The following is a 16966-nucleotide window of genomic DNA, read 5'->3' as shown; positions in this document are numbered from 1 at the left end:
CAACTGATGACTCTCTAATCAGTTGTAAATTGAATTGGGATCTTATATTTACATCTAACTAGGTAGCGCTAATGGAAGTCATTAATCTATTGCTACACCATCAAATAAATCAACGTTTATAAATTATTTAACAATATCAAAGTATTTATAAATCTTGGTTTTCTGGTTGGTAAATAATTTAACTATTATTAGAAAAGCTTTGTATTATATTTTCTATTTCTTCGATATTTTGTTGTAGAAGCTCAACCATATTAGGATCAAACTGCTGACCTTTTTGTGACACTATTATGTCCATCACTTTTTCCAATGGCCATGCTTTTTTATAACTTCGTTCGGTTCGCATTGCATCAAAAGCGTCAGCAAGGCCAGTAATACGGCAAAATATATGAATATTTCTCCCAGATTTACCATTTGGATAACCTTTTCCGTTCCAGTGCTCGTGATGGTCCCTAGCGATGAGTGCAGCCGTTTTAATCAGAGGACGATTAGAATCTTTAAATAAGTTATAACCTATCTCTGCATGGTGACGAATTTCTACCATTTCATCTTCATTAAGTTTGCTAGGGTTCAGTATTATGTTTTCTGAAATTCTAATTTTCCCAATATCATATAAGGGAACAGCCAGACATAAGGTTTTTAAATCTTCTTTAGAAAGTTTGGCTGCACGGCCTAAAACATCACAAATTTTGACCATACGTTGTGTATGATTTTTACTACCGTAACTTGTTCCTATTATATCTGCTAGTTGCTCAATAATTTCCTGTTGTGTATCTTCAACATCCTTTTTTAACAGCACGTTATCAAATGCGACCTGCACATTTCGAGAAAACATGTCGACTAAATTTTCATCTGATTTTGTCAATTTTCTTGGTAAGCCAGACATATAAAGCAGTGAACCTTTCTTCGTTTTACCACCACAATAGGCCACCAAATACTCGTCTTCAAATATGATAGATTTATTTACATAAGCTTGCTGACAAGAAATTAACTCTTTCCCATCGATCACTTGCTCAAGCCTTTTACCTTCTGTATTTGCATATTCTCCTTTACCCGTGAACACAAATAGCTCCGAAGAATTATATTGTTCAATAGGCTTTGGACCAACAACAGCTGAGGTTAAGTATGCAGTATCTTGGGTGCCCCCCAACAAAGAAGCCAGTTGTTGTAAAATACCTCGAATAAAACTTTCTAAAGAATGAAAGCTAAATAAGTTGGCGGATGCCAAAATTATTTTTTCTAAACCTTGTCTATTTTCTTCAATAACAATAATATCTCGATAAGATCGAAGAGCGGCAAGGACTACCGTAAATAGTTTTTGAGAAGTCAGCTCAGTCTTAGATTTATAATCATTAATATCGTAATTAATGATTACATCACGTTCTGGAGCTTGACCTGGTTGGCCTGTGCGTAAAATAATTCGGGTAAAATGGTTATTCGCTTCGTTTCTAATAAATTCTGCTACTTTTAAACCTGCGTCATCAGTCTCCATAACAACATCAAGAAGTACCACTGCTATGTTTTCATGTTGAAGGAACATTCTTCTTGCTTCTTCACCATCAAACGCACTAATAAATTCAAGGTCCTTTTCTTGGAACACAAAATCTCCGAGAGCTAGCTTAGTCACTGCGTGCACTTCTGGCTCATCATCAACGATCAATACTTTCCACTTACCCTGTAACTCAATTTCTTCGTCAGTATCTTCTGCAAACAAAATTTCGTCAGACATAACACTTTCCTATAGAATAACGACTCGATAATGGTCAAATAGTTTTTTAAATAGTTACAACTTTGCAAAGTAAAAGCTTATTTGTCGAACAACTTTATAATAAAACAAGTCAACTGCCAGCATAGTCCAATATAAAACAATAATAAAAAATTAATGTTCCTTATTTTTCTACTTTCCCTAAAGAAACACGTGGAAAACCATTTAGGTCATATTCGTTTCGAATTTGAATAAAACCATGTGCAGTTAAAATATCTCTTATCGGGTCACTTTGCTGATAACCATGTTCAATAACTAACCATCCATCAGCAGCTAGGTAGTGCTTACTTTGAGAAACAATTAAACGAATATCATCAAGACCATCTGAGCCAGATGTTAAGGCACTGCTGGGCTCAAAACGCACATCACCTTGAAGTAAATAGCGGTTATTGTCTTCGATATAAGGCGGGTTTGTGACTATTAGATTAAATTGTTGATGCTCAACGGCAGAAAACCAGTCACTTTGAATAAAATTGACTCGTTCGAGTTTATGAATGGTGGCGTTATCTTTAGCTAATATAACCGCTTCGGCAATTTTATCTAACCCAGTTATTAACCAATTAGGTTTTTCACTCGCCAACGCCAATGCAATAGCGCCCGAGCCAGTACCCAAGTCTAGTACTTTTGCACATTTAGCCAAATCAAGAGACAAAGATATTTCAACTATCAACTCAGTTTCGGGACGCGGTATTAAAGTGGCTGCAGATACATTTAAACGTAAAGTCCAAAAATCTCGGAAGCCAATAATATACGCTACCGGGTGCCCTAAAATCCTTTGTGACATGTAATGTTTAAATATTTCTGTCTGCAATTTATCTAGGCGCTTTTCAGGCCAAGTGTGTAGATAAATAACTTCTCGCTGTAAAGATGCGGCCAACAAAATTTTGCTGTCAATTGCAGCACAATCATGCAGGCCATCATCACTTACATTATGGGAACTGAGCTGCTCTCTGGCCCAAGACAATGCTTGAGCAATGGTTAATAACATATTGCCAAGAACGGTTTATTCATCAGAAAGTGAGGACAATAAATCAGCTTGATGTTCTTGCCTAATAGGTTCCAATACGGCATTGAGTTCACCAGCAATCACATCATCTAAACAATAAAGAGTTAAATTAATCCGATGATCGGTAACCCGTCCTTGTGGAAAGTTATAAGTACGAATTCGTTCTGAACGGTCACCACTGGCCACTAGGTTTCGGCGTGTAGACGTTTCTTCAGCTTGGCGTTTATCTTCTTCTAATTGTGTCAATCGAGACTGTAATATAGCCATCGCTTTAGCACGATTTTTATGTTGTGAACGTTCGTCTTGGCACTCCACGACTATTCCTGATGGATTGTGAGTAATACGGATCGCAGAGTCAGTTTTATTAACGTGCTGACCACCGGCACCTGAAGCTCTAAAGGTATCAATTTTCAAATCGGCTTTATTGATTTCAATAGTCTCAGATTCAGGGACTTCAGGCATCACTACCACAGTGCAAGCTGAAGTATGAATTCGCCCTTGCGACTCAGTATCAGGTACACGTTGAACGCGATGCCCGCCTGACTCAAACTTCATAATCCCGTAAGACCCATCACCAATGATATTAGCAATCACAACTTTATAGCCTCCGTGATCGCCTTCATTAGACGTCACTAATTCGACTTTCCAGTTTTGTTTTTCAGCATAGCGACTGTACATTCGAAATAAATCACCTGCAAAGATAGCGGCTTCGTCCCCTCCTGCACCGGCACGTATCTCCACAAAACAATTACTTTCGTCATTAGGATCTTTAGGAAGTAATAATACCTGTAATTCTTGAGTAAATTCTTCGATACTTTGTTTAGCTGATTTATATTCTTCTTGAGCCATCTCACGCATATCTGCGTCGTCTTCTTGCATCATTTCTTGCGCAGATTCAAAATCTTTCTGAGCACTTTGATAGTCACGAAAACACTTCACTACACCTTCTAACTGTGAATATTCTTTAGTCAAACCTCTGTATCTGTCTTGATCTGCGATGACTTCAGCATCACTCAGCAAAGCTTGCACTTCTTCGTAGCGATCATCTAATACTTCAAGTTTCCGTTGTACTGATTCTTTCATTATATTTCCATGTGCGGACTATTTTAGCCGCTAATTATCTGATTTTTTTAGATCTAATGCATCTATAAGTAATTCAAGCTGCTGTGAGTTTTGTTCACTAGCCGCATTTTTCAAAGCTTTAGTAGGTGCATGAATTAGGCTATTGGTTAATTTGTTAGCAAGTTCAATTATAATTTGTTCAGCATTTCTACCGTCCGCAAGCTGATTTAATGCTTTACTGACTAAGTTATCACGCTGCAACTCACTTTGATCGCGAAAACCTTTTATCACATCAATCGACGCTTGGCTTTGCTGCCAACGCACAAACTGTTGTACCTGCTGCGTCACCATTTCGTTAGCAAGGGCAGCAGCATCTTGTCGATTGGCGAGGTTTTTTTCTACTATTTGTTGTAAATCATCTACTGTATAAAGATAAGCATCATCCAATTCACCGACCTCTGGTTCGATATCTCGAGGCACGGCCAAATCGACTAAGAAAATGGGTTTATGTTTGCGTTCTTTTAATGCACTTTGCACTAAACCTTTACCTAAAATAGGTAATTGACTGGCAGTTGAACTGATCACGATGTCTGCATCTTTTAAATGCTGAGGGATCTGCGCTAATGTCAAAACCGATGCATTTAAGGGGCCTGCAATAGCTCGAGCTCTTTCTAACGTGCGGTTGGCAACAGTTAACGATTTAACATTTTGTTCAAACAAATGTTTTGCCACAAGACCTATAGTTTCACCTGCGCCAATCAATAACACACGACTTTGCTCTAGCGATGAAAAGATATGTTTGGCTAATTGTACCGATGCATAGGCAACAGAAACTGCATTAGCGCCAATATCTGTTTCACTACGTACTCTTTTGGCTACCGAGAAAGTATGTTGGAACAGCCTTTCGAAATCTCCTTTGATAACACCAGAATTTTTGGCATCAGTGAATGCTTGCTTAACTTGCCCCAAAATTTGTGGCTCACCTAACATCATGGAGTCTAACCCACAGGCCACGCGCATAATGTGATTAACGGCTTGTTGGTCAGTATACAGATAGCTGTTGTCTTTTAATTCTTTGGGTTGTACACCATGAAAATTAGCAAGCCAAGTAGAAATATAATTTGTCTGTGTGTCATCAAGTTGTGCATAAATCTCGGTTCTATTACAAGTTGACAAAATCACAGACTCAACAGCGCCTGTCTCTTGCCGTAAGGATGCCAGCGCCTTCACTATTGCATCAGGTGAAAACGCTATTTTTTCACGCAATTCAATTGGGGCTGTTTTATGGTTAATACCAAAAGCAATTAGGGTCATGGAATGATTAGGTAAGCTACAATATGGGTTAGGCCGATTTAATGGCCGCATTGTACGCAAAAGGTAAAACTATTGAAAGCAATGTCACTTGTATGTTCCTATTACCTTAATCGATTTTATTATTATAGAGCGTTATTGAAATTGTGATGCCAACTTATTACTTAAAAAAACAAACTTTATGTATATTTATCCTTGTTTTTTTTCTGGCGGGTTGTGGCACCCTATCCAAACCGACGGTCAGTTTAAATTCGACTGTTCATCAGTTATCGTTGAAACAACAAGAAAGTTGGTTGATAAAAGGTAAGATAGGTTTTAGAAATTCTGAAAAAAATCAAAGTGCTAATTTTAGGTGGCAACAAAACCAACAACAATATCAGCTTAATTTGACATCTATTATTGGTACCTCACTACTTAATTTGAAGGGTGATAAAAAAGGCGTCACTTTGACCACTGATGATGAAATTTATCAAGACTCTGACCCTAGTTATTTAATTTGGCGGGTAACAGGTTGGCAAATACCTGTAGAAAAATTACGTCTATGGATAAAAGGACAACATCAAAAGAACGATAAGGTGCTGATCAGTAGTCAAGGTTGGATCAACCAATTGCAACCTATGTGTAATAAGTGCAAAAATTGGTTAATTAACTATGACAATTATAAATTAGTAGACGGTATATGGTTGCCTCATAAAGTGTTATTACAAAATAACAACAATCAACTGATAATCCGTGTTAATAAATGGGAATTGCATGAGTAAACAACCTTTGGACTGGTGGCCAAGCCCAGCCAAACTAAACTTATTTTTGCACATTAACGGCCGATACAAAAACGGTTACCATCAATTACAAAGCTTATTCCAAGTACTTGACTACGGTGATGAGCTTGCTTTTGAAGTCAATTATTCTAATGAAATTAAATTAGTGGACCCCATTGAAGGGGTCGCTGACAATGATAATTTAATAATCAAAGCTGCTTTGTTATTGAAGCAAAGTTTGCCAAATAACCCATCCCATAATTTGGGTTGTGATATTCATCTTAAAAAACGTTTGCCAATGGGCGGTGGTATTGGTGGTGGCTCATCAAATGCAGCAACCACTTTGCTAGTTCTAAATAAGTTATGGAATTGTCAATTATCTGACACAAACTTATCAACACTAGGCTTAACTCTGGGTGCGGATGTACCTATTTTCATTCAAGGAAAAACAGCTTTTGCGGAAGGTGTAGGTGAAAAACTACAGCAAGTTAGTCTCCCAGAAAAAAATTATTTAGTATTGTTTCCTGATAGCCATGTATGCACAGCTGAGATATTTTCATTGCTTGAGTTGCCTAGAAATACAGCAATAATTAATTTTAACGATTATAGCTTTGCTAACACTCATAATGATTGCCAAGAATTAGTCTGCAAACACTATCCGAATGTTGCAAAAGCATTACACTGGTTGTTAGAATACGCGCCGTCGAGAATGACCGGCACTGGAGCATGTGTTTTTGCAATATTTGAAAATCGCAAGGAAGCGCTAGATGTTCAGGCTTTATTACCACAAGGCAGTACAAGCTTTGTTGCGAGTGGGGTTAACACATCCCCTTTACACATAAAGCTTCAAACACAAATATATTAAGTTTAATTGGGGTATGGCAATAGATAATGCTCAACGGCGGTTCGTTGATACTACTCTAGCTTACCCAGCCAAATTATTATTGTATTATACTGAGGTGGCAAGTTTTACCCGCAACTGCTTTCGGCACAAATTTGATGGCCTCAGCAGATTTAAAAATTGTTTGTTAAGCGAGTTATGAACATCGACAACTTCGTTGATTCTTATTCAGCTAAGCCAGCCATTTTAAGTCGCTGTTAGAGCAGCCAGCTTGTTATGCGCTCATATCGTTGTTTCAACCTCAGTGACTACAGCCATAATTTGGTGGACATGTTGAAGTTGTATTATTGGACAGTGGACACCCTGTTGATAAAAATATTTATCTCAGAAACTATTATGTAATACGTGTTGAGGCAGCATTTTTGATCAATGACTATTTCGTTGATTCAAATTTATCTACTCCAGCCAATTTTAAAGCGATACATGTTGAGGCAGCATTATTTGAACCGTACTATAAATAGGTTCAAAACAAACAGCCCCAGCTAATTAATAAGCACTGAGGATATTACCGTGCCGGATATGAAGATTTTCTCTGGAAATGCAGTACCTGAATTGGCCCAAAAAGTAGCTGATAGGCTTTACACCAAGCTAGGACACGCGAGTGTTGGACGTTTTAGCGATGGGGAAATCAGTGTAGAAATTCACGAAAATGTACGTGGCTCAGATGTATTTATTATCCAATCAACTTGTGCACCAACTAACGACAATTTAATGGAATTGATTGTAATGATCGATGCATTTCGTCGAGCATCCGCGGGACGAATTACTGCTGTTATTCCTTATTTTGGGTATGCACGACAAGACAGAAGAGTGCGTTCAGCCAGAGTACCTATAACAGCTAAAGTCGTTGCCGATTTTTTGTCAAATGTGGGTGTTGATCGTGTTTTAACTATCGATTTGCACGCCGAACAAATTCAAGGATTCTTTGACGTACCAGTGGATAATGCTTTTGGTACACCGATTTTGTTAGACGATATGCGTCAACGTGATTTTCATAACCCGGTTGTAGTATCTCCAGATATTGGTGGTGTGGTCCGAGCTAGAGCGTTGGCTAAGTTGATGAACGATACCGACTTGGCAATTATCGACAAGCGTCGGCCCAAGGCTAATGTCGCCCAAGTAATGCATATAATAGGTGATGTTCAAGACCGCGATTGTATCATTGTTGATGACATGATCGATACTGGTGGCACTTTGGCAAAAGCGGCAGAGGCATTAAAAGCACATGGTGCCAGAAATGTTTATGCTTACGCAACACACGCTATATTCTCGGGCAATGCTGCACAAAATTTACGTGACTCTGTGATTGATGAAATTATTGTTACAGACAGCATACCTCTGCGCGATGAGATTAAAGCCATACCCAAAGTCAAACAACTTACTTTATCAAATATGCTTGCTGAAGCTATTCGAAGAGTCAGTAATGAAGAGTCCATTTCAGCCATGTTTGAGTACTAGTCTGGTAATTATTATTCCTTTAAAAGCGGCTTTTAAAAGCCGCTTTTTTATTACTAAATAGTTCACAACTTTATTGTTTCTGTTGGAATGTGGTGTTAATATTCGCCGCCCTTTTTTAGGGATGTAGTCAAGTTGTTGCCTCATGGCAGTCAATTAGCTATTTAACGTAAATTTTGGTCGCAAAAATTTACACACATTTTACTATTATTGGAGTTACCTCAATGTCTGAAGGAATTTTCACACTAGATGCAGAAATCCGCACTGATTTAGGGAAAGGTGCGAGCCGCCGCCTACGTCACGCTGAAAAAGTACCTGCTGTCTTATACGGAGCGAACAAAGAAGCCGTTTCTTTGACTCTTAACCACAATAAAGTTTTCCAAGCTCAAGGCTTTGAAGCGTTTTATTCTCATGTTCTTACATTGAATATTGGTGAAGAGAAAGTAGAAGTATTGGTTAAAGACATGCAACGTCATGCGTTTAGACCTCTTGTTATGCACCTTGATTTTTTACGTGTTGACGCGAAAAAAGCATTACAAACGAACGTACCGTTGCACTTCTTGAACGAAGAAAATGCTGAATCAATCAAACTAAACGGTGGCCATGCTGAGCATCACATGGTCGATGTAGAAGTTAGTTGTTTACCAGGTGACCTGCCTGAGTTTATCGAAGTTGATTTGATGAATGTTGACCTAGATCAAACGGTTCATTTAACTGATTTAGTATTACCTAAAGGCGTAACTTTAGTTGAGCTAAATAAAGGCGAAACGCATGATTTGGCTGTTGTTACAGTTAAACTAGCAAAGGGTCCTAAAGTTGAAGGCGATGCAGCTGAAGCAGACGAAGCTTCGGAATAAGTTGCTTGTCTGATAAACAATTAGAGCATATCAGCCTAATTGTGGGCCTGGGTAATCCAGGCCCTGAGTACCAGCATACCCGCCACAATGCTGGAACATGGTTTGTTGAGTCACTTGCTAAAATTTACAATTGCTCCCTAAAACTAGAAAATAAATTTTATGGCTATACTGGTCGTGTCTCCATTGCTGGGCGAGATATAAGGCTTCTCATTCCTACTACTTTCATGAATAAAAGCGGACAATCTGTTGCAGCAATTGCAAATTTTTATCGCATTCCAATATCTGGCCTATTAGTCGCGTTTGACGAATTGGATCTCCCACCAGGGGTTACCAAATTTAAAACGGGTGGTAGTTCGAGTCAAAACGGAATTCGTGACATTGTGAGTAGCTTGGGCAATCAAAAAGATTTTTTGCGTTTGCGTATTGGTATCGGCCATCCTGGCGATAAAAATCGCGTTACCGGTCATGTATTAGGCAAAGCACCTCAAAAAGAACAGCAGCAAATCGAGGATGCTATTGATGAAGCTACCCGTTGTCTTGAAATATTAGTCAAAGACGACCTCAAAAAAGCCATGAATCGCCTGCATTCGTTTAAGGCGGATTGACAATTCACAAGAAATTAAGAATGACGGATTACGTCAGTTCATTTATAAAATTAAAAGGAAAAAAAAATGGGTTTTAAATGCGGCATAGTCGGTTTACCAAACGTCGGCAAATCGACACTTTTCAACGCCTTAACTAAGGCTGGTATTGAAGCGGCTAACTTCCCATTTTGTACTATTGAACCTAATACGGGAGTTGTTCCTGTGCCCGATTTACGCTTAGACAAACTTGCAGCAATCGTTAATCCTAAACGCACAATTCCAACCACCATGGAATTTGTTGATATCGCAGGCTTAGTGGAAGGTGCATCCAAAGGCGAAGGTTTAGGAAATAAATTTTTAGCTAATATTCGTGAAACAGATGCAATAGGTCATGTTGTACGTTGTTTTGATGATGATAATATAGTTCATGTCTCAGGCAAGATCAGTCCCCAAGATGATATTGAAATTATCAATACAGAATTGGCATTATCTGATTTAGAGACAACGGAAAAAGCACTACATAGAGTTGCAAAAAGAGCAAAAAGTGGTGATGCAGATGCTAAATCTGAGCTCAAAGTATTAGAAAAAATCAAACCTCATTTAGATGCGGGTGAATTATTACGTTCAGTCGAGCTAGATAAAGATGAATTAAAACTTATCAGCTACATGAATTTTTTAACGCTAAAACCAACCATGTATATTGCGAATGTGAATGATGATGGTTTTGAGAATAATCCATATTTAGACAAAGTACGTGAAATTGCTGCGGCAGAAGGTGCAGTAGTCGTTGCCGTTTGTGCTGAAATGGAATCTGAAATTGGTGAACTAGACGAAGAAGAAAAAGCCGAATTCATGGCGGATATGGGGCTAGAAGAACCTGGTCTAAACCGCGTCATTCGTTGTGGTTACGAACTACTAACACTACAAACCTATTTCACAGCTGGCGTTCAAGAAGTACGTGCATGGACTTTCCCAGAGGGCTCCACAGCACCCCAGACGGCAGGGATCATTCATACAGATTTTGAAAAAGGTTTCATTCGTGCTGAAATCATTGGTTATGATAACTTTGTTGCTTTTAATGGCGAACAAGGTGCCAAAGACGCAGGTAAATGGCGTCTAGAAGGAAAAGAATACATAGTAAAAGATGGTGATGTGATCCACTTTAGGTTTAATGTATAAATTATTTAAATGCCCGCTCGACAATGCGGGTGTTTTATATTTTACATCCGAAATATTTTCTTTGTTAATTGCTTTGTGTCATTACCAAAAAATTATAAACAACATCATCGTTTTATTCTTATGCAATAGCTTCTTTACTGAGTACTTGCGCTGCCCATTGATTAATACTCATACCACTAAGTTGAGCAGTCTTCGCGATTGCTTTATGCACTTCCGGCAGCATACGTAGCATTAATTTTCCAGAATAATATTTTGTCGGATCCTTACCGACTTTCTTACAAGTTTTTAAATAATCTTCTATTGCTTTTACAAAGGCTAATTTTAAATCAGATACATTGTCAGCAAAGAATTCTATTTTATCGGTAATTCCCACTATATGACCAACAAAGTAGTCATTTTCAGCATTAAACTCAATCCGCGCCGCATAACTTTTATAAAATAATGAATTACTACTCATATTGTTACTCCTAATTGTTTGATAAAAGTTAGCCAACATTTTAGATGTTATGTATTATTTTTCTTGATTCTAATACCAAATAGCAAACTTTTGGGATGTAATCCTTCAAACATCTTAATGGTCAACACGATAAAAAATATTTTTTCATCTAATCAGATCAGAAGATCTAACTTAAAATATACGATTTAATTTAAACCAAGGCATAGATGACATCACTAAATGATATCATATTGACTAACATATAAACAAAACTACACCTTCTTGCCTAGTATCTAACCAAACAGACATTTTATGTCATAAAACGGTTGACGAGAAAAAGCTAGATCAGCATAATACGCGCCACTTCGGAGACGGAGTGATTAGTGGCTACATAGCTCAGCTGGTTAGAGCACATCACTCATAATGATGGGGTCGCAGGTTCGAGTCCCGCTGTAGCCACCACTTTTATCTTGTTAGGATAAAGGTATGCGGGAGTGGTGGAATTGGTAGACACGCTGGATTTAGGTTCCAGTGCTTCACGGCGTGAGAGTTCGAGTCTCTCCTTCCGCACCATTGTTGGGGTATAGCCAAGTGGTAAGGCAACGGGTTTTGATCCCGTCATTCGTTGGTTCGAGTCCATCTACCCCAGCCATTTTACTGTGAGTAATTAGACCAATTACTAGCACAGTTTGTGATAAATATGTTTTGTACCTTTCTTTAGGGTATTTTATATCTTTAGTAAATAAGTCCATTGGGGTATAGCCAAGTGGTAAGGCAACGGGTTTTGATCCCGTCATTCGTTGGTTCGAGTCCATCTACCCCAGCCATATTTAGATTATAAATATGCCATTTAGTTTAAGAGCTGTTATAAGCTGATTTGTAGATTTATAGTTGTAGTAAAAAAATGCCAAGCTAATGCTTGGCATTTTTGTTTTTATCGATTCACTTTGTACCCTAGACTTAAATGCCATTAAACGGCAAACTTCCAACATGTATTTAAACACTTGTGAGTCAAATCTTGATTAACGAAATTGTCGCTTTTATTAACAACATTCTTTGGGGTAACGGTCAGATATTGATCTACATGTTGATAGCAGCGGGTGTGTGGTTCTCAGTAAAATTAGGTTTTATTCAAATTCGACATTTTGGCCATATGTTTTCAGTAATGAAAGGCAGTACCCAAAGCGATAAAGCAGGTATAAGCTCGTTTCAAGCGTTATGTACCAGTTTATCCGCCAGAGTGGGCACAGGTAACCTTGCAGGAGTTGCTGTCGCAATTTCACTAGGTGGCTCTGGTGCTATTTTCTGGATGTGGGTTATTGCACTTCTTGGCATGGCTACTGGCTTTGCAGAAAGTGTGCTTGGACAACTTTATAAAGTTAAAGATACAAATGGAGAATACCGCGGTGGGCCCGCTTATTATATTCAACAGGGCTTAAACAAGCGTTGGTTAGCTGTCATATTTTCGTTGTTTTTATTTTTAGGCTACGGCTTTATTTTTAGTGCAGTACAAGCCAATACTATTACTGACGCGCTAAATCATGCTTACGACATCCCTACCCTTTATTCGGGCTTGGTTATTATTGTCTTTGCCGGGTTGATTGTTATGGGTGGTTTACGTGCTATCGCTAAATTCGCCGAATGGGTCGTACCTTTTATGGCTGTAACCTATGTAATGGTAACTTTAGCGATTACTTTTCTAAATATTCAATTAGTACCAGCAATGTTGTGGGACATTATTAGCTCAGCATTCGGTTTACAAGAAGCTGGCGCTGGTGCAATGGGCGCAGCATTTAAACACGGTGTGCAACGTGGATTATATTCTAACGAAGCAGGATCAGGTAGTGTACCTCATGCCGCTGCAAGCGCTACGCCTAACCCTAATCATCCTGTGTCGCAAGGATATGTGCAGATGCTGGGTGTGTTTATCGACACTATGATCTTATGCACGTGTTCAGCAATTGTTATCTTATTAGCTGGTGGTGCATCAGGTGAAGGCATGGAGGGTATTCGCTTGACTCAAGACGCTATGAGCTCACACTTAGGTGAAGTCGGAGGGGATTTTGTCGCTGCAGCCATCAGCTTATTTGCGTTTACTTCAGTTGTTGCAAACTATGCTTACGGGGAAAGTAACCTTCACATGTTTAAACTAGATAATAAATTAGGCCGAACAGCCTATACAGTGGGCTATTTATTGATGATCCTATGGGGTTCTATGGCTGCATTGCCTGAAGTGTGGGCGATGGCAGATATGGCATTAGGTCTGATGACAGTGATAAATATTACCGCACTAGTATTAATGACCCCCACTATCGTTTCCATTAGTAAGGACTATTTTGCCAAACGAGATAGTGGCAAAAAAATTAGTTACAAATCTGGTGATTGTGAAATACAGGGTAAATCAAAAAAAGGAATTTGGGATTAGCTACATAACTTAGAATGTATAATAAAAAGGGGCTAATTATGCCCCTTTTTATCAAATAAAATCCTACATTGTGTTACTTACTCCAAGAAAATGTCTGGAATGCATCATCAACGGGTGTCTCGGCCAAGTGATTAGTAAAATTACTCATCACTTTTTGTGCCAGAATAAGCACTATATCAAGTAAGTTTTGTTTATTAAAACCTGCAGTATAAAATGTATCTATATCAGCCTGCTCTACGATACCTCTGTTTCTGACCATTAGCAGAGTTGTATCGCGCAAGGTTTCTAATTTAACCGACTTAAGAGGTGATTGATTACGCAAAGCTTCTGTTATTTCTGCATCGACGCTCATCATATTAGCGATAGCAGTATGTGCGGGTACACAATAATGGCAGCCATGTTCAACATTAATAGTTTGCCACACAACAGTCAGCTCATCTTTATCGAAGGATGCATTTTGCGCCAATTCATGTAGCTTTTGATATGCGTCCAGCAAAGCTGGTGACTCAGCCATAATGGCGTGGAGATTAGGCAGCATACCAAAACCTTTTATTGATTTTTCCAATAAAGGTTTTGCAGCTTCCGGGGCGGTTTCCAAGTTATACAATTCAAAGTTACTCATATTTCTCTCTTTTATTAATAATAATTAATAGATGGCAAAGAAATAATATAACTGGACTTGAACGTTTGTTCAAGCTAAGTTTGAACAACTGTTCAAGTCCAGTTATGAGGTCGTTTATTTTGAAGTACAATCATGCCGAGGTATTAAACAAAGCCACTGAACTTTTTTGGCAAAAAGGCTATCAAGGGACTAAGATGCGTGATTTACAAGAGCATCTGGACATGCGTCCTGGTAGTATTTATGCGGGGTTTGGAAGCAAAGAAGCGTTATTTTTACAAGTATTAAATTGTTACGTAGAACAAAGTCTAAATAAAATAGATGAATATAACCGTTCGGTGACTCATCCACTTGAAGCATTAAAATACTTTGTCAGTGATTTTATTCTTGTTAATGGCAAACTAGAAAACTGTAGGATTTGTTTGTTGGTCAAGACGGTATCTGAGTCAGAAACAAGTCAACCTACATTACACACTCATGCATTGTCAGGCTTACAAAAAATTCAACAAAAATTTACAGAACTATTTACTCAGGCACAACAACTTAAATTATTAAGCCAAACAGCCAACACTGAACAGTTAGGTAAATGGCTACAAATGCAAATTATGGGTTTGGTGATCTATTCAAAGAACTGCGCGGAACAGCAGGATATTACTTTAATGATTGAACATATATTTTCTACATTTAGACAACCTTCTTAACTTTTATCAAATGCTGGGCGGCTGTCAGATAACAAATGATCTAAGTCTTTTTGTGCTTGTTTGGGGTTCAATAAATCTCCTTGTTGTAACATCTCACATTCATCATTAATCATTTGTTTAACCGTCACTGGGTAAAAACGGCAGTCCTCAGGCCGGTCGTAGTAGATGTCACAGGTATACACTGACTTTGATGGCTCGTCTGTGTTTTTGGTTTCTCGCAAAAAAGGGCACAAAGATAGTTGTTTACCGCTTTGTGGTGAAAACCAAATCAAGCCCTTTTTTACATACGCAGCGATATCAGGCTTAAACAGTTCCCACATATCAATGTCTTGATCTGATGCAGACAAATCACCATTGCTGTATTTAACACAGCACTTACCACAAGAATTACAATCCTGCATCAGGTCAACATCCTATGTAGGGTCATTATTTCCTTCGATTTGATTGCTTTTTCATACGCTGTGACTGTTCTGCCCTGTCGTTTTCGCGTTTTTCTTTTCGATCTTTTTTATCAGGCGTTAATGAGCCAGTCTTAAAGCGCTCTTTGCGATCGACTTTATCAGCAGCTTTTTTAGCCGCTACTGCAGCCATCTCTATCACCTCTAGTTCAATCATCTGGGGTGTTTCGAGGCTTATACGGCCAAGCTTTCCAGATCGCAGTTCATTAATAAATACTTCACATATTTTATGCAGGTTCACCCTTCCCCCTGTCATTAAAGCGCCACGTCGAGCTGCTGCAAGTTCCAAAAACTCAATTTCAGTGTTAGGTATATGCTCTAGCTCAAAACGTGTTTTAAGTAATTCTGGGTAGGCCCTAATTAAATAATCTGCAGCAAAAAAACCAACATCATCATATTCCATAGCAGTGTCTTTAATTGCACCAGTGGAGGCCAATCGATAACCACTATTTGGGTTCTCTAATTTTGGCCACAATATGCCTGGGGTATCGAACAAGGTAATACCATTGCCTAAATTAATCCGTTGTTGGGTTTTAGTAACAGCTGCTTCGTTACCCGTTTTAGCAATGACACGTTCCGCTAGAATATTGATCAGAGTTGACTTACCTACATTCGGAATCCCGACAATCATAGTATGTATAGGCTTAACACTGGCATCTTTTTCGGGCAACATTTTTCTGCATAACTCCAAGATTTGTTTCATCTTGGCTGGCTCTTCAGTTGTTGAAGTAAAGGTTTTAACCGCTCTTTCACGCTCAAGAAATTCCTGCCATGCGGCGGTAACATCTGGATCAGCAAGGTCAGTTTTACTCAAAACCTTGATACAGGGCTTGTCACCTCGTAGCTGAGCAATCATCGGGTTTTCGCTAGAATAGGGAATACGTGCATCAAGCACTTCAATTAGTACATCAACTTGTGGCAACGCCTCTTTTATTTCTTTTTGAGCTTTGTGCATATGCCCGGGATACCAATGAACTGCCATTTAATCTGCCTATTTAATCTAATAGATAAAGTGAAATATTTGGAAGGTAAGTGCTTTAATTAGCGTAGTGCATAACCAATTGAATGATCACCATAACCACCAACAAAGGTAATATCCAGCGACCCAACTGACCCATTTGTTCGCCCGACATTCTAAATTTAGAACGCTCAATCAATGGAACGACAACAATTAGAGCAATAAACAATACGGCTAAAATAATTAATACTGCCATCTACTACCTACCTTTCTATTGGGATTTGTTAGTGTTTTAAAAAACTAGAATTTTATGCCAAACCCATTGCATATTTCATAGCGTTATTTTTTATTGGACCTGCATTATTTGCCAACTTTAGGCCTAGGTTACGTAACAATGTGAATGGCATATTACTGTTGCTAAATAATGAATATAACAAATCCATGGCACTCATCATGATTAAATTATCTCGACGACGATTTTCTTCGTATTGTTT

General features: G+C 38.5%; 17 protein-coding genes, 4 tRNA genes and 1 pseudogene. 12 read left to right on the top strand and 10 right to left on the bottom strand.

Features of this window, described 5'->3' with window-relative positions:
- Positions 1-178 precede the first annotated feature (178 nt).
- The 4 genes from QZ562_RS13260 to hemA all read right to left on the bottom strand — a co-directional run bounded on the left by QZ562_RS13260 (position 179) and on the right by hemA (position 5144).
- Positions 179-1726: a DUF3369 domain-containing protein gene (locus QZ562_RS13260; RefSeq protein WP_293760847.1), complete on the bottom strand. Its 1548-nt coding sequence runs from the start codon at positions 1724-1726 to the stop codon at positions 179-181.
- Between the two features lie 160 nt (positions 1727-1886).
- Positions 1887-2750: a peptide chain release factor N(5)-glutamine methyltransferase gene (gene prmC / locus QZ562_RS13255; RefSeq protein WP_293760844.1), complete on the bottom strand. Its 864-nt coding sequence runs from the start codon at positions 2748-2750 to the stop codon at positions 1887-1889.
- 15 nt (positions 2751-2765) lie between these two features.
- On the bottom strand, positions 2766-3851 hold the full coding sequence (gene prfA, locus QZ562_RS13250; protein WP_293760841.1) for a peptide chain release factor 1: 1086 nt from the start codon (positions 3849-3851) through the stop codon (positions 2766-2768).
- A 30-nt stretch (positions 3852-3881) separates the two neighbouring features.
- Entirely contained in the window at positions 3882-5144 is a 1263-nt protein-coding gene (gene hemA / locus QZ562_RS13245; protein ID WP_293760850.1) for a glutamyl-tRNA reductase, read from the bottom strand.
- 146 nt (positions 5145-5290) lie between these two features.
- On the opposite strand from hemA, the gene lolB reads away from it, so the two are divergent.
- The 6 genes from lolB to ychF all read left to right on the top strand — a co-directional run bounded on the left by lolB (position 5291) and on the right by ychF (position 10875).
- The gene (gene lolB / locus QZ562_RS13240; RefSeq protein ID WP_293760838.1) at positions 5291-5902 is read left to right on the top strand and encodes a lipoprotein insertase outer membrane protein LolB; all 612 of its coding nucleotides are present in this window, start codon (positions 5291-5293) and stop codon (positions 5900-5902) included.
- Positions 5895-6764: a 4-(cytidine 5'-diphospho)-2-C-methyl-D-erythritol kinase gene (ispE, locus tag QZ562_RS13235; protein WP_293760835.1), complete on the top strand. Its 870-nt coding sequence runs from the start codon at positions 5895-5897 to the stop codon at positions 6762-6764. The genes lolB and ispE overlap by 8 nt, the downstream gene beginning before the upstream one ends.
- Before the next feature lie 546 nt (positions 6765-7310).
- Positions 7311-8258, top strand: coding sequence for a ribose-phosphate pyrophosphokinase (locus tag QZ562_RS13230; protein ID WP_293760832.1), 948 nt, complete (start codon positions 7311-7313; stop codon positions 8256-8258).
- A 221-nt stretch (positions 8259-8479) separates the two neighbouring features.
- Entirely contained in the window at positions 8480-9112 is a 633-nt protein-coding gene (locus tag QZ562_RS13225; RefSeq protein ID WP_293760829.1) for a 50S ribosomal protein L25/general stress protein Ctc, read from the top strand.
- A 5-nt stretch (positions 9113-9117) separates the two neighbouring features.
- Positions 9118-9717, top strand: coding sequence for an aminoacyl-tRNA hydrolase (gene pth / locus QZ562_RS13220; protein WP_293760827.1), 600 nt, complete (start codon positions 9118-9120; stop codon positions 9715-9717).
- 66 nt (positions 9718-9783) lie between these two features.
- Entirely contained in the window at positions 9784-10875 is a 1092-nt protein-coding gene (ychF, locus tag QZ562_RS13215; protein ID WP_293760824.1) for a redox-regulated ATPase YchF, read from the top strand.
- 118 nt (positions 10876-10993) lie between these two features.
- Here ychF and QZ562_RS13210 read toward each other — a convergent pair whose 3' ends face one another.
- Positions 10994-11332 carry a type II toxin-antitoxin system HicB family antitoxin gene (locus QZ562_RS13210; RefSeq protein WP_293760822.1) on the bottom strand — a complete coding sequence of 113 codons (339 nt, stop codon included), beginning with the start codon at positions 11330-11332 and terminating at the stop codon, positions 10994-10996.
- 364 nt (positions 11333-11696) lie between these two features.
- Between QZ562_RS13210 and QZ562_RS13205 the strand changes: the two genes are divergently transcribed.
- The 5 genes from QZ562_RS13205 (at position 11697) to QZ562_RS13185 (ending at position 13736) form a co-directional block, all read left to right on the top strand.
- Positions 11697-11773: transfer RNA gene (locus QZ562_RS13205), tRNA-Met, on the top strand.
- A 26-nt stretch (positions 11774-11799) separates the two neighbouring features.
- Positions 11800-11884: transfer RNA gene (locus tag QZ562_RS13200), tRNA-Leu, on the top strand.
- Between the two features lie 4 nt (positions 11885-11888).
- Positions 11889-11963: transfer RNA gene (locus QZ562_RS13195), tRNA-Gln, on the top strand.
- A 100-nt stretch (positions 11964-12063) separates the two neighbouring features.
- A tRNA-Gln gene (locus QZ562_RS13190) sits at positions 12064-12138 on the top strand.
- 191 nt (positions 12139-12329) lie between these two features.
- Positions 12330-13736 (top strand): alanine/glycine:cation symporter family protein, encoded by a 1407-nt coding sequence (locus tag QZ562_RS13185; RefSeq protein WP_293760819.1) that lies wholly within the window; start codon positions 12330-12332, stop codon positions 13734-13736.
- A gap of 73 nt (positions 13737-13809) precedes the next feature.
- On the opposite strand, the gene QZ562_RS13180 is transcribed toward QZ562_RS13185, so the two are convergent.
- Positions 13810-14358, bottom strand: a complete 549-nt coding sequence (locus tag QZ562_RS13180) for a carboxymuconolactone decarboxylase family protein (RefSeq protein ID WP_293760817.1) — start codon at positions 14356-14358, stop codon at positions 13810-13812.
- A gap of 119 nt (positions 14359-14477) precedes the next feature.
- Between QZ562_RS13180 and QZ562_RS13175 the strand changes: the two genes are divergently transcribed.
- Positions 14478-15056, top strand: a complete 579-nt coding sequence (locus QZ562_RS13175) for a TetR/AcrR family transcriptional regulator (RefSeq protein WP_293760814.1) — start codon at positions 14478-14480, stop codon at positions 15054-15056.
- Here QZ562_RS13175 and QZ562_RS13170 read toward each other — a convergent pair.
- The 4 genes and pseudogenes from QZ562_RS13170 to ubiF all read right to left on the bottom strand — a co-directional run.
- The gene (locus QZ562_RS13170) at positions 15053-15457 is read right to left on the bottom strand and encodes a YkgJ family cysteine cluster protein (RefSeq protein ID WP_293760812.1); all 405 of its coding nucleotides are present in this window, start codon (positions 15455-15457) and stop codon (positions 15053-15055) included. The genes QZ562_RS13175 and QZ562_RS13170 overlap by 4 nt on opposite strands.
- Positions 15458-15482: 25 nt before the next feature.
- On the bottom strand, positions 15483-16496 hold the full coding sequence (ylqF, locus tag QZ562_RS13165; RefSeq protein ID WP_293760809.1) for a ribosome biogenesis GTPase YlqF: 1014 nt from the start codon (positions 16494-16496) through the stop codon (positions 15483-15485).
- Between the two features lie 55 nt (positions 16497-16551).
- On the bottom strand, positions 16552-16728 hold the full coding sequence (locus QZ562_RS13160) for a hypothetical protein (RefSeq protein ID WP_293760807.1): 177 nt from the start codon (positions 16726-16728) through the stop codon (positions 16552-16554).
- A 52-nt stretch (positions 16729-16780) separates the two neighbouring features.
- Positions 16781-16966: pseudogene (ubiF, locus tag QZ562_RS13155) on the bottom strand (2-octaprenyl-3-methyl-6-methoxy-1,4-benzoquinol hydroxylase); the annotation flags it as partial.

The organism is uncultured Paraglaciecola sp. (assembly GCF_913058035.1).
In the GTDB taxonomy this organism is placed as follows: Bacteria; Pseudomonadota; Gammaproteobacteria; order Enterobacterales; family Alteromonadaceae; genus Paraglaciecola.
Note: the sequence above shows the minus strand (reverse complement) of the source record. Positions and strands in the feature narration are given on the sequence as shown.